This window comes from Bordetella genomosp. 10, assembly GCF_002261225.1.
Lineage (GTDB): Bacteria > Pseudomonadota > Gammaproteobacteria > Burkholderiales > Burkholderiaceae_B > Bordetella_C.
Genome location: NZ_NEVM01000005.1, coordinates 1951552 through 1964619 on the forward strand (window position 1 = coordinate 1951552; position 13068 = coordinate 1964619).

10 protein-coding genes are annotated in these 13068 nt (G+C 68.8%); 2 read left to right on the forward strand and 8 right to left on the reverse strand.

What is annotated here, in order from left to right; genetic code table 11:
* Positions 1–17: 17 nt before the first annotated feature.
* Positions 18–815, forward strand: coding sequence for an aldolase (locus CAL29_RS24800; protein WP_094855594.1), 798 nt, complete (start codon positions 18–20; stop codon positions 813–815).
* Here the strand turns inward: CAL29_RS24800 and CAL29_RS24805 are convergent, their stop codons facing one another.
* A complete protein-coding gene (locus CAL29_RS24805; protein ID WP_094855595.1) occupies positions 816–1838 on the reverse strand; it encodes an amidohydrolase family protein in 1023 nt (340 codons plus the stop codon).
* A 9-nt stretch (positions 1839–1847) separates the two neighbouring features.
* Entirely contained in the window at positions 1848–2810 is a 963-nt protein-coding gene (locus CAL29_RS24810; protein ID WP_179284173.1) for a Bug family tripartite tricarboxylate transporter substrate binding protein, read from the reverse strand.
* A 314-nt stretch (positions 2811–3124) separates the two neighbouring features.
* Here CAL29_RS24810 and CAL29_RS24815 point away from each other — a divergent pair, with 314 nt between their 5' ends.
* Positions 3125–3865, forward strand: coding sequence for an IclR family transcriptional regulator (locus CAL29_RS24815; protein WP_094855597.1), 741 nt, complete (start codon positions 3125–3127; stop codon positions 3863–3865).
* A 70-nt stretch (positions 3866–3935) separates the two neighbouring features.
* Here the strand turns inward: CAL29_RS24815 and prpF are convergent, their stop codons facing one another.
* The 6 genes from prpF to mgtA form a co-directional block, all read right to left on the reverse strand.
* Positions 3936–5129: a 2-methylaconitate cis-trans isomerase PrpF gene (prpF, locus tag CAL29_RS24820; RefSeq protein ID WP_094855598.1), complete on the reverse strand. Its 1194-nt coding sequence runs from the start codon at positions 5127–5129 to the stop codon at positions 3936–3938.
* 1 nt (position 5130) lies between these two features.
* A complete protein-coding gene (gene acnD, locus CAL29_RS24825; protein WP_094856894.1) occupies positions 5131–7761 on the reverse strand; it encodes a Fe/S-dependent 2-methylisocitrate dehydratase AcnD in 2631 nt (876 codons plus the stop codon).
* A 100-nt stretch (positions 7762–7861) separates the two neighbouring features.
* The gene (locus tag CAL29_RS24830; protein ID WP_094855599.1) at positions 7862–8287 is read right to left on the reverse strand and encodes a hypothetical protein; all 426 of its coding nucleotides are present in this window, start codon (positions 8285–8287) and stop codon (positions 7862–7864) included.
* Between the two features lie 59 nt (positions 8288–8346).
* Positions 8347–9039, reverse strand: a complete 693-nt coding sequence (locus tag CAL29_RS24835) for a response regulator transcription factor (protein WP_094855600.1) — start codon at positions 9037–9039, stop codon at positions 8347–8349.
* Positions 9040–9041: 2 nt separating this feature from the next.
* Positions 9042–10115: a sensor histidine kinase gene (locus CAL29_RS24840; protein WP_094856895.1), complete on the reverse strand. Its 1074-nt coding sequence runs from the start codon at positions 10113–10115 to the stop codon at positions 9042–9044.
* A 137-nt stretch (positions 10116–10252) separates the two neighbouring features.
* Complete coding sequence (mgtA, locus tag CAL29_RS24845; RefSeq protein WP_094855601.1) at positions 10253–13066, reverse strand: magnesium-translocating P-type ATPase; 2814 nt, start codon at positions 13064–13066, stop codon at positions 10253–10255.
* Between the last annotated feature and the right edge of the window lie 2 nt (positions 13067–13068).

Sequence of the window (13068 nt, forward strand, 5' to 3'; positions counted from 1 at the left end):
CCGAGGTCCACCCCATCATGAACGCTAGCGATACCTTCCAGCTCGACAAGGCCACCCTGGTCGACCAGTCGACCGCGCAAATGGACCGGCAATTCGCCGACAGCGCCTACACGCTGCGCCAGAAGCTGGCGCTGACCTGCCGCATCCTGTTCGAAAACGGCCACGATTCCGGGCTGGCCGGCCAGATCACGGCGCGCACGGGAACGCCCGGGGAGTTCTACACGCAGCGCCTGGGCTACGGCTTCGACGAAATCTCCGAGGACAACCTGCTGCGCGTGGACGAGGACCTGAACGTGCTGGAAGGCGGCGGCATGCCCAATCCGGCCAACCGCTTCCATTCCTGGGTCTACCGCGCGCGGCCGGACGTCAACTGCATCATCCATACCCATGCCGTGCACACCGCCGCGCTGGGCATGCTGGAACAGCCGCTGATCGTCTCGCACATGGACAACTGCGTGCTGTACGACGACGTGGCCTTCGTCGCCAAATGGCCGGGCGTCCCGGTCGGCAACGAGGAAGGAGAACTCATCTCCGGCGCCCTGGGCAGCAAGCGCGCGCTGATGCTGTCGCACCATGGCCTGCTCGTCGCCGGCCAGAGCGTGGAGGAAGCCTGCGTGCTGGCCATCGCTTTCGAGCGCGCCGCGCGCATGCAGTTGCTGGCGCAGGCCGCCGGCGAGATCCAGCCGATCGACCCGGCGCTGGGCAAGGAAGCGCACGACTGGATCCTGCGCCCCAAGCGCAACACGGTGGCGTTCGAATACTATGCGCGGCGCGCCCTGAAGAACCCGCGCAACGCGGACTGTCTCAGCCGTTGATCACAGCCTGCCGCGCGCCCGCAGGCGCTGCGCCAGGCGGGGATAGACGCGCAAGGCGTTCTCCCCCAGCACCTTGGCGCGGTGCGCCGGCTGCAGCCATTCGACGGCGTCGATGTAGCGCTTGGTGTCGTCGTAGTAATGGCCGGTGCGCGGATCGATGCCCTTGACCGCGCCGATGATTTCCGAGGCGAACAGCACGTTGTCCGGCGGCACCACCTCCAGCAGCAGCTCTATGCCCGGCCGGTGATAGACGCAGGTGTCGAAGAACACGTTGTTCATCAGCTCCTCCACCGTGGGCCGGTTGAATTGCTGCGCCAGCCCGCGATAGCGCCCCCAGTGGAAAGGCACCGCGCCGCCGCCGTGCGGAATCACGAAACGCAGGGTGGGAAAATCCTTGAAGATGTCCGCCATCAGGAACTGCATGAAGGCCGTGGTGTCGCCGTTCAGGTAATGCGCGCCGGTGTGATGGAAATTGGGGTTGCAGGAACAACTGACATGGACCATGGCCGGCACGTCCAGGTCCACCAGGGTTTCGAACAGCGGATACCAGTGCTTCTGCGTCAGCGGCGGATCGGTCCAGTAGCCGTCGCTGGGATCGGGATTGACGTTGCAGCCGACGAAGCCCAGTTCCTGCACGCAGCGCTTGAGCTCCGCGATACAGTTGGCCGGGCTGACGCCGGGCGACTGCGGCAACTGGCACACGCCGGCCAACTGGTCCGGATAGAGTTCCACCGCGCGATGGATGAGATCGTTGCAGGCGCGCGTCCAGTTGGCGCTCGTGACGGCGTCGCCGACGTGATGCGCCATCGCGCCGGCGATCGGCGAGAACAGCGTCAAGTCGACGCCGCGCTCGCGCTGGATGCGCAACTGGTTGGGCTCCAGCGACTCGCGTATCTCGTCGTCGCTGATGTGGAAATCGGGCAGCAGCGCCTGGCCGGCGGCGTAGGCCTCGGTCTGGCGCGTGCGCCAGGCCTTGAGCGCGGCCGGCGCGGTGGTGTAGTGGCCGTGGCAATCGATGATCATGGTGTTTCCTTATTCGACCTTCAGGTTGAATTGCCGGGCGACGTCGGCATAGGCCTTCAGCTCGTCCTGGTAGAAGGCGGCGAAGGCCTGCGTCGGCTGCGGCGCCGCCTCGATGCCCAGCTTGTCCAGCGCCTCGATGACGTTCGGCCGCGCCATCACGGCCTGGATCGCGTCGGACAGTTTCTTCACCGCCGGCTGCGGCGTCCCGGCCGGCGCGAACACGCCCCACCACCCGGTGCGCTCCAGGTTGGGCACGCCCGCCTCGCCCATGGTGGGCACGTCGGGCAGCCGGTGGAAACGTTCCGAGCCGGTGACCGCCAGCGCGCGCAGCTTGCCGTTCTCCACCAGGGGCACCACCTCGCTGGCGGTGGGAATCATGAAGGTGAGGCGTCCGGCCAGCAGATCCGGCAGGGCCGCGGAGCCGCCCTTGTAGAGCACCTGCACGGGCTTGGTCCCGGTGTTCTGCGGAAACAGCAGATTGGTCGGCGCGCCGGCGCCGACCGCGCCGTAGGAGGCCTTGTCCGGATTCGCCTTCATCCAGGCGACCAGGCCGGCCACGTCATGGGCCGGCGAGTTCGCCGGCACCACCAGCACGAAAGGCGCGCGGCCGGTGCGCGCCACCGGCTGCAGGTCCTTGGCGGCGTCGTAGGGCAGATTGGCCATGGTGGCGCGGTTGAAGCCCAGGTAGGTCGCGCCCATCAGCAGGGTATAGCCGTCGGGCGCGGCCCTGGCGACGTATTCGGTGCCGATGTTGCCGTTGGCGCCGCCGCGGTTCTCGATCACCACGCTCTGCTTCAGGCGCGTGCCCAGTTCGGCGGCGACCACGCGGGAAATGTTGTCGACGCCCCCGCCCGCGGCATACGGGACGATCAGGCGGATGGGTTTGTCGGGGTAGTCGGCCCAGGCGCTGCCCGCGGCGCCGCCCCAGAGCACGAGCGCGGCCAACGCCACGCGGATGGAACGCAGATGCATGGATGTCTCCCGTTGTCTTGTCGGTATCTGTCTCGGGCCTTCCAGCCCCGGGCGCGGGACGTGTCTCTTGCGCCGCGCGCTCCTTGCGAAGCGGCCCGGCGTGCCCGGGCCTCCTATGCCCCGGCGTGTCCCTGCACCCTGATGCCGTGTCCTGGAAGCGGATTTCCGGGATACGACACCGGCAGCGTAGGCGCGACGAACGGCCGCGACAATATCGGTCCGCCAGGCGGACCGATATAAGATAAGCAGAACCATACGTCCGGCCAGACGGACGAGACGCAGACGCGGAAGCGGAAGTGGAGGCGGAGACAGCGATGAGTGAAAACCCTGACGAACTGGTCGCCGCGGCCACCCGCGCGCTGGCCATCCTGGACGCGTTCAGCATGGAAGAGCCGCACCTGGGCCTGAGCGAGATCGCGCGCCGGGTCGGGCTGGCCAAGACCACCGCCCTGCGCCTGCTCAAGACCCTGGAGGCCAGCCATTACGTCGCGCGCACGGAGCAGGCGCAATGGCGGCTGGGGCCCGCCACGGCCTCGCTCGGCTCGCGCTACACCATGGCCTTCGACGTCCGGGAAAGCATAGAGCCGGCGCTGCGCAAGCTGTCGGATGAAACCGGCGAGGACATGTCCTTCTTCGTGCGCGACGGCGATCGCCGCATCCGGCTGGTCAAGGTGAGGTGTCCGCAAGCGCAGCACAACCGCGCGCGCGTGGGCGAGGCCATGCCCCTGGATCGCGGCGCGTCCGGCCTGGTGCTGCTGGCGTTCATGGGAGAAACGGGACCGCTCTACGACGAGATCCGCGCGCGCGGCTATCACGTCACGGTGGGCGAGGCGCGGCAGACGTCGGCCAGCGTGGCCGTGCCCGTCTTCGGCAACCGCTGGCGCGTGGCGGGCGCGCTGTGCATAGGCATGCCCGCCAGCCCGGACGTGGCGCCGCGGCTGCATGCCTATGCGCCGCGCTTGTTGCAGGCGGCGCAATCGCTGTCGGCGATGCTGAGCTACGACGCCGGCGCGGCGCGCCACGAAAGCCGGCCGCGGGCGACCTGGCATCCGTAGCGGCCGCGCGGACGGCCTGCCCGCCGCCCGCTTGTCCATGCGCCGGCCAAGCGGTCAGGCCGTCACCCGATCAGGCGGACAGGCAGGACCCCGGCACGCGGATCCAGCCTTCCATCAGGATGCGCGCGCTGCGGCTCATCAAGGCCTTGGTGACCTTCCACTCGCCGTCCACCTGCTTCGCCTCGGCGCCCACGCGCAGGGTGCCGGAGGGGTGGCCGAAGCGCACCGACTGGCGTTCGCCGCCGCCGGCCGCCAGGTTGACCAGCGTGCCCGGCACCGCCGCCGCGGTGCCGATGGCGACCGCGGCGGTCCCCATCATGGCGTGGTGCAGCTTGCCCATGGACATGGCGCGCACCAGCAGGTCAGTATCGCCCGTCCCGATCTGCTTGCCGCTGGAAGCGGTGTAAGCGCTGGGCGGCGCGACGAAGGCGACCTTGGGCGTGTGCTGGCGGGTTGCGGCTTCGGCCAGTTCCTTGATCAGGCCCATTTTCAGGGCGCCGTGGGCGCGTATGGTTTCGAAGCGCGCCAGGGCCGCTTCGTCCGAATTGATCGCGTCCTGCAGTTCGCGGCCGGTATAGCCGATGTCCGCCGCATTCAGGAAAATGGTCGGAATCCCGGCATTGATCAGCGTCGCGTCGAACGAACCCACGCCCGGCACGTCCAGCCGGTCGACCACCTTGCCGGTCGGGAACATCGCGCCGCCGTCCTCGCCCTCGTCCGCCGGGTCCAGGAACTCCAGGCGCACTTCCGCCGCGGGAAAGGTCACGCCGTCGAGTTCGAAGTCGCCCAGTTCCTGCACCTGGCCGTCCACGATGGGCACGTGGGCGACGATGGTCTTGCCGATGTTGGCCTGCCAGATGCGGATGGTGATCTCGCCGTTGCGCGGAATGCGCGCCGGATCGATCAGCCCCATATGGATGGCGCACGGTCCCACCGCCGCCGACAGGTTGCCGCAGTTGCCGCTCCAGTCCACGAAAGGCTGGTCGATCGACACCTGGCCGAACAGGTAATCGACGTCGTGCCCGGGCCGCGTGCTGCGCGACAGGATCACCGACTTGCTGGTGCTGGACGACGCATTGCCCATGCCGTCGATCTGCTTGCCGTAGGGGTCCGGGCTGCCCAGCGCGCGCAGGAGAATGGCGTCGCGCACGGCGCCCGGCTGGCGCGCGGCTTCGGGAAGGTCGTCCAGCCGGAAGAACACGCCCTTGCTGGTCCCCCCGCGCATATAGGTCGCGGGAATCTTGATTTGACGGTCGGCGGCCATGTCAGGCTCCTTGTTCTTGAGCGAGGAAATCTTGCGCGAAGCGCTGCAACACCCCGCCCGCTTCGTAGACGGATACTTCTTCGGCCGTATCGAGACGGCAGGTGACCGGGACCTGGGCGGTGGTCCCGTCCTTGCGATGGACGACCAGCGTCAGCGTCGCGCGCGGCGTGCGCTCGCCCACCACATCATAGGTTTCGGTGCCGTCCAGCGCCAGCTTGTGGCGGTCGACGCCCGGCTGGAACTCCAGCGGCAGCACGCCCATGCCGATGAGATTGGTGCGGTGGATGCGCTCGAAGCCTTCCGCCACCACCGTCTCCACGCCGGCCAGGCGCACGCCCTTGGCCGCCCAGTCGCGCGAGGAGCCCTGGCCGTAGTCGGCGCCGGCGATGATGATCAGGGGCTGCTTGCGGTCCAGGTAGGTTTCCATGGCTTCCCACATCCGCATGACCTTGCCGTCGGGCTCCACGCGCGCCAGCGATCCCGCCCGCACCTGGCCGTCCGCGTCCCGCACCATCTCGTTCTTGAGGGTGGGGTTGGCGAAGGTGGCGCGCATGGCGGTCAGGTGGTCGCCCCGGTGCGTGGCGTAGGAGTTGAAGTCCTCCTCCGGCACGCCCATCCTGGCCAGGTATTCGCCCGCCGCCGAGTTCGCCAGGATGGCGTTGGACGGCGACAGGTGGTCGGTGGTGATGTTGTCCGGCAGGATCGCCAGCGGCCGCATGCCCTTGAGCGTGCGCGGATTGGCGGCCAGCGCCCCCACGCCCTCGGTGTCCCAGTAAGGCGGGCGGCGGATGTAGGTGGACTGCGGACGCCACGCGTATTGCGGGCTGACGGCCGTCTCGACGGAGATGTCGCGCGCGAACATGGGCTCGTAGACGCGCCGGAACATGTCCGGCTTCACCGCGGCCTTGACGATGCGGTCGATTTCCTCGTCGCTGGGCCAGATGTCCTTGAGGCGGATTTCCTTGCCGTCGACCACCGCCAGCACGTCCTTCTCGATGTCGAAACGCACCGTGCCGGCGATGGCGTAGGCCACCACCAGCGGCGGCGAGGCCAGGAAGGCCTGCTTGGCGTAGGGATGGATGCGGCCGTCGAAATTGCGGTTGCCGGACAGCACGGCGGTGGCGTACAGGCCGCGGTCGATGATCTCCTGCTGCAGCGCCGGATCCAGGGCGCCGCTCATGCCGTTGCAGGTGGTGCAGGCGAAGGCGACGATGCCGAAGCCGAGCTGTTCCAGGTCGCCCAGCAGGTCCGCTTCCTTCAGGTAGAGCTCCACGGCCTTGGAGCCGGGCGCGAACGAGGACTTCACCCACGGCTTGCGCGCCAGGCCCAGGCGGTTGGCGTTGCGGGCCAGCAGCGCCGCGGCGATCACGTTGCGCGGATTGGAGGTATTGGTACAGGACGTGATGGCCGCGATGATCACGGCGCCGTCCGGCATCAGTCCCTGCGCCTCCTGCGCCTTGGCCTGCTCCAGGCCCGCCTCCGTGGCGATGCCGCGCTCGGCCAGGGCGGCCGTCGGCAGCCGGCGATGCGGGTTGGACGGGCCGGCCATGTTGCGCTCGACCGAGGACAGGTCGAACTGCAGCTCGCGCTCGTAGCGCGCGTCGCGCAGGCTGTCGGCCCAGAAACCCGCCGTCCTGGCGTAGGTCTCGACCAGGCGCACCTGTTCTTCCTCGCGGCCGGTCAGGCGCAGGTATTCCAGGGTCTGCTCGTCGATCGAGAACAGCGCGGCCGTCGCGCCGTATTCGGGACACATATTGGAGATGGTGGCCCGGTCGCCGATGGTCAGGCTGCGCGCGCCGTCGCCGAAGAACTCCAGGTAGGCGCCGACCACTTTTTCCTTGCGCAGGAATTCCGTCAGCGCCAGCACGATGTCGGTGGCGGTGATGCCCGGCTGGCGGCGGCCGGTGAGCCGCACGCCGACGATTTCCGGCAGGCGCATCCAGGAGGCGCGTCCCAGCATGACGTTTTCCGCTTCCAGGCCGCCGACGCCCACGGCGATGACGCCCAGGGCGTCGACGTGCGGCGTGTGGCTGTCGGTGCCGACACAGGTATCCGGGAAGGCCAGGCCGTCCTGGACGTAGACCACCGGCGACATCTTCTCCAGGTTGATCTGGTGCATGATGCCGTTGCCCGCCGGAATGACGTCGACGTTGGCGAAGGCCAGCTTGGTCCAGTCGATGAAGTGGAAGCGGTCCTCGTTGCGCCGGTCCTCGATGGCCCGGTTCTTGGCGAAGGCGTCCGGATCGTAGCCGCCGCATTCCACGGCCAGCGAGTGATCGACGATCAGTTGCACCGGCACCACCGGGTTCACCAGGGCGGGATCGCCGCCCGCGGCCGCGATGGCGTCGCGCAACCCGGCCAGGTCGACCAGCGCCGTCTGGCCCAGGATGTCGTGGCAGACCACGCGGACCGGATACCAGGGGAAATCGCGGTCGCGGCGCCGCTCGATGATCTGCCGCAGGCATTCATCGAGGATGGCGGGATCGCAACGCCGCACCAGGTTCTCGGCATGCACGCGGGCAGTGTAGGAAAGCCGGTCCCAGGCGCCCGGCTCCAGGGCGTCGACCGCCGCGCGGGCGTCGATATAGTCTACGGAAGTGCCTGCCAGGGGCTTGCGGTAACGAGTGCTCATCCTGTTCTCGGTCATTATTTCTCGTTCGTTTCTCGTTCGATAGGGTAGCTGGTAGCCGCTGGCCCAGGCGCGCGAATCGCCGCCTGCCCAGGGCGCGGAATCAGCGCTTGCCGGGAGGCGGCTGCGGATTGTTGGCGGGATTGGTGTCCACCTTGGTCACGCCCTCGATGCCGCCCTCCGTGCCCAGCGCCGCCAGTTCCTGGCGCAGCGCCTCGGCGACGGCGCCGTCGTAGACCTCCTGGCCATTCACGTAGGCGGTGTAGACGCGGCGGTACTTGGCTTCCTTGGCCGGGTCCTCGATGGTGTCGCGCGTCCAGCGGTACAGGGGATATTGCGCCACGCCCTCGCGCTCGGCCTCGGCGACGTAATCAGCGAAGGCCTGGTATTGGGACTTGATGACGGCGCCGTGGCGATCCAGGACGGCGCGCAGCGGCGCATCCTCGGGAGCGTCGGGACGATCGCGCAACCGCTCGGCCAGGGCCTCGGTGACGCGCAGGCGAATCTGATACTGCCAGGTATCTTTCACGAATGCCTCGCTACGGAAACGTACGCCCTGGTCGGACGTGCGGTAGCCGTATTCTACGCCTACCGCGGCGGTCCCTTGATCTGGCCGCCGACGCGCACCAGGTCCGCCAGCGTCCGCACCTGCATCTTGCGCATGACCCGGCCCCGCCGCACCTTCACCGTGATTTCGCTGACGTCCAGTTCGGCGGCGATCTGCTTGTTCAACATTCCCCGCACCACCCGTTCCATCACCGCCTGTTCGCCCTCGGTCAGGGTGTGCCAGCGCGCCAGCACGTCGTCGGCGCGGGTCATGTCGGCCAGTTGCGCGCGGTCCTTTTCGACGGCCGCATGGATGGCGTCGAGCAGGTCCTGGTCGCGGAAGGGCTTGGTCAGGAAATCGACGGCGCCGGATTTCATGGCGGCCACGGACATGGGGATATCGCCATGCCCGGTGATCACCACCACGGGCACCCGGCGGCGCGCCTGCTCCATGCGGCGCAGGAAATCCATGCCGCTCTGTCCCGGCAGGCGCACGTCCAGCACCAGGCAGGCGGGACCGTCGGCGGTGTCGCCGTCGAGGAATTCCTGCACCGACCCGAATCCCCGCACCGCCAGCCCGACCGAATTCATCAGGTCCTCCAGCGATTCGCGCAGGGAAGTATCGTCATCGACGATGTAGACGATGGGCGAGCCGTCGTGCGGCGCCCCGCGCGAACCGGGCTTGGCATTCTGCGACGGCGCCGGGCCGGCGTTCCGTGTCGGGTCTTCCGTCATGATCAGGCATCCTTGCCCGCGACGGGCAGCGTAAAGCAGAAGATCGCGCCGCCGCGCTCGCCGGGCTCCGTCCACAGGCGCCCGCCGTGGCTCTCCACGATGGCCCGGCTGATGGTCAGCCCCAGGCCGGTGCCGTCCGGCTTGGTGGTCCAGAAGGCGTCGAACAGGCGTTCCCGGGCCTGGGGGCCCAAGCCCGGGCCGGTGTCGGCGACGGCCAGTTGCACCTGGCCCGGCTCGACGACGGACAGCCACAGGGTCAGGCGCCGCTCGCCGGCCGGCATGTCCCGCATCGCTTCGATGGCATTGAGCAACAGATTGATGATCACCTGCCCGATCTGCACCGGATCGGCGCGCACGGCGGGCAGGTCTTCCTGGATACGTTCGGTCAACGTCACGCCGCGCCGCTGCATTTCGCCGCGCGCCATGTCGACCGACTCCGCGGCGACGTCGGCGAGGTCGACGGCGGTCATCTGCGGTTCGGCGTTGCGGACCAGCCGCCGGATGCGCTTGACGACCTCGCTCGCGCGGTTGGCGTCGTCGATCATGCGCTGCAAGGCCCGCAAGCCGCGCTCCAGGTTGGGCGGATCGTGCTCCAGCCAGCGCTGGCAGGCGCTGCCGCTGGTGACGATGGCCGCCAGGGGCTGATTGATCTCGTGGGCGATGGAGGCGGTCAGCTCGCCCATGCTCTGGATGCGCGCCAGGCGCGCCAGTTGGGCGCGCGCCTCCTGCACGGCCTCTTCCGCCGCCGCGCGCTTGAGCGCCAGGTAGGCGGTGATGCCGATGGCCGCGATGCTGATCGCCGCATTCACCAGGCCGACGTCGCGCAGGGTCCCGCCCTCGGGCGTCATGAGCAGGCTGACGACCGTCAGGCCGATACAGGTCAGCGCCACCGCGATGACGCCCCGCCGCGGCAGCAGGCTGAGCGAGAGCAGGATGACCGCCACATAGAAGACGGCCACGGCCACTTCCAGCCGCGTCAACGTATCGGCCAGGAAAATCGCCGCCATCAGGAGCCCGAGCAGCAGCACGCCCGCTTGGGCGCGACCTCTTCGGCGTGTGACCTGGTCCAGGGACATGTAGCGTGGGCTCGAACGGATGGGAAACGGCGCCGGCGGGCCGCGCCTGCCCGGGGCTGCGCGGCGGCCCGGCATGCGCCGGTCCATAAGCTTATACCAGGGCTTGCCGCGGCCGGCCATGGCGCCCTTGCCCTGCCTCAATACCAGCCGCCGTAGCGGCGGATGTAGACGGTCTTCACGACCTGCGTCAAGGCGATATAGCCCGCGATGGTCAACGCCAGCCAGCCGAAGTACGCCCCCGGCAGCCGCGCGAAGCCGATGTCCCGCGCGATGGGCGAGAACGGCAGCCAGCACGCCGCGAGGATGGCCAGCGAGGTCGACAGCAGCACCGGCAGCGACGCCGTGCTTTGCAGGAAAGGAATCCGGCGCGTGCGCAGCATGTGCACCACCAGCGTCTGCGACACCAGGCCCTCGATGAACCAGCCGGAATTCATGGTGGCCTGCCCGGCGCCGCCTCCATGCAGCGCGTAGGCCGCGCCGGCGCCGAACACCGTCCACATCAGGATATAGGTGGTGATGTCGAAGATCGACGACGTGGGCCCCAGCCAGAACATGAAGCGGCGGATATTGCCGGCCTCCCATTTGCGCGGCTTGCGCAGGAATTCGTCGTCCATGCGATCCCACGGCAGCGTCAATTGCGACATGTCGTAGACCAGGTTCTGGATCAGCAACTGCAGGGACAGCATCGGCTCCCACGGCAGCCACGCCGACGCCACCAGCACCGAAAACACGTTGCCGAAGTTGGAGCTGGCCGTCATGTTCAGGTACTTGAGAATATTGCCGAAGGTCTCGCGCCCCTTGAGCACGCCCTGCTCCAGCACCATCAGGTCCTTCTCCAGCAGCACGATATCGGCCGTTTCCTTGGCGATATCGGCGCCGCTGTCCACGGAGATGCCCACATCGGCGTCGCGCAGCACCGGCGCGTCGTTGATACCGTCGCCCAGGAAGCCGACCGTGTGGCCGTTGGCCTGCAAGGCCCGCACGACACGGGACTTCTGCAACGGCGTCAGCCTGGCGAACAGCACGGCCCGTTCGGCGCGCTCGCGCAGCGCGGCGTCGTCCATCCGCTCGATATCGTCGCCGAGCAGCACGTCGACGCCATCGCGCGGGGCCGCGCCGCCGCCCATGTCCAGGCCCGCATCCAGCCCCACCTGCCGGCAGACCCGCGCCGCCACCACGGCGTTGTCGCCCGTCAGCACCTTGACGGCCACGCCGTAGTCCCGCAGCGCGGCGATGGCCGCCCGCGCGCTGTCCTTGGGCGGATCCAGGAAGGTCAGAAAACCGCGCACCACCAGGTCGGTCTCGTCCTCCGCCCGGAAGTCGCGCCGCGCCGGATCCGGCAGGTCGCGCTCGGCCACCACCAGCACGCGGAAGCCTTCGCGGTTATAGGCCTCGGCCTGCCGCAGCAGGCGCGCGCGCAAGGCGGCGTCCAAGGGACGCGTTTCGCCGCCGACGCGCACATGGCGGCTCACCGCCAGCATTTCCTCCACCGCGCCCTTGGTAATCATCGTCAGACGGCCGTCCTGGCCGCGCAGCACCACCGACAGGCGGCGCCGCACGAAGTCGAAGGGAATCTCGTCGACCTTGCCGAAGCCGCCGGTGGCCTGCCAGCCGTGCAGTTCGAGGGCGCGCGCCAGGATGGCGCGGTCCATCAGGTTGCGCTGGCCGCTCTGGTTGGCGCTGTTCAGCCACGCCAGCCGCAGGACCGACTCGTCGGCGTGGCCGGCGACGTCCAGGTGCTGTTCGAGGATGATGCGGTCCTGCGTCAGCGTGCCGGTCTTGTCGGTGCACAGGACGTCCATCGCGCCGAAGTTCTGCACCGAATTCAGGCGCTTGACCACGACCTTGCGCCGCGCCATCGCCACCGCGCCCTTGGCCAGGTTGGCCGAAACGATCATCGGCAGCATTTCCGGCGTCAGGCCGACGGCCACCGCCAGGGCGAAGGTCAGCGCGGTCAGCCAATCCCCCTTGGTCAGGCCGTTGATGACGAAGACGATGGGCACCATGACCAGCATGAAACGGATCAACAGCCACGAGACGCTGTTCACGCCGCGATCGAAGCTGGTCGCGACGCGCTTGGCCGAGACCACGCTGCCGGCCAGCGAGCCGAAATAGGTATTGGCGCCGATGGCGACCACGACGGCGCTGGCGGTCCCGCTCACCACGTTGGTGCCCATGAAGCAGACGTTGTCCAGGTCCAGCAGCCCGGCGCCGGAGGGGGCCGCCGCCTTCCCTTCCTCGGCGCGCTTGGCGGCCACGTGGCCCAGGGTGTCGTACTTTTCGACCGGCAACGCCTCGCCGGTCAGCACGGCCTGGCTGATGAAGAGGTCGCGCGAATCGAGCAGGCGGACGTCGGCGGGAATCATGTCGCCGGCCTGCAATTCGACGATGTCGCCGGCCACCAGTTCGTCCATCGGCACCTCGCGCCGCGTCGGCGCGCCGGCGGCCGTATCGCGGCGCACCACCGTGGCCATGCTGCGCACCATGGACTTCAGGCGCTCGGCCGCCTTGCCGGAGCGGTATTCCTGGGCGAAACGCAGCAGGCCGCTGATCGCCACCATGGTCAGCATGATGACGATGCCGGTCCAGTCCCGATCGTCGGCGGCGGCGAAGCGGATGTCGGTGAAATACGAGACCGCCGCAAGGCCCAGCAGGATCATCACGAAGGGGTTGCGGAAGGCGCGCAGCAGTTGCAGCCAGGGCGGCGCCATGCGGTCGTGCGCCACGACATTGGCGCCGCCCAGCGTGCGGCGCGAGAGCACGTCGGCCATCGTCAGGCCGGTGCGCTGGGTGAGCAGATCGTCCATGCTGGCCTGCGGAGACAGGCGGGCATGACGGACCACGGGCATCTCGGGCTGCCTGGCAACCGGCGCGGCCGGGGCCGGGGCCGGGCCGCCGGCGCCCCGGGGGCCCGGCGGCGTGGGCAGCAGGGCTTCGTAGGCGGTCTTCATGA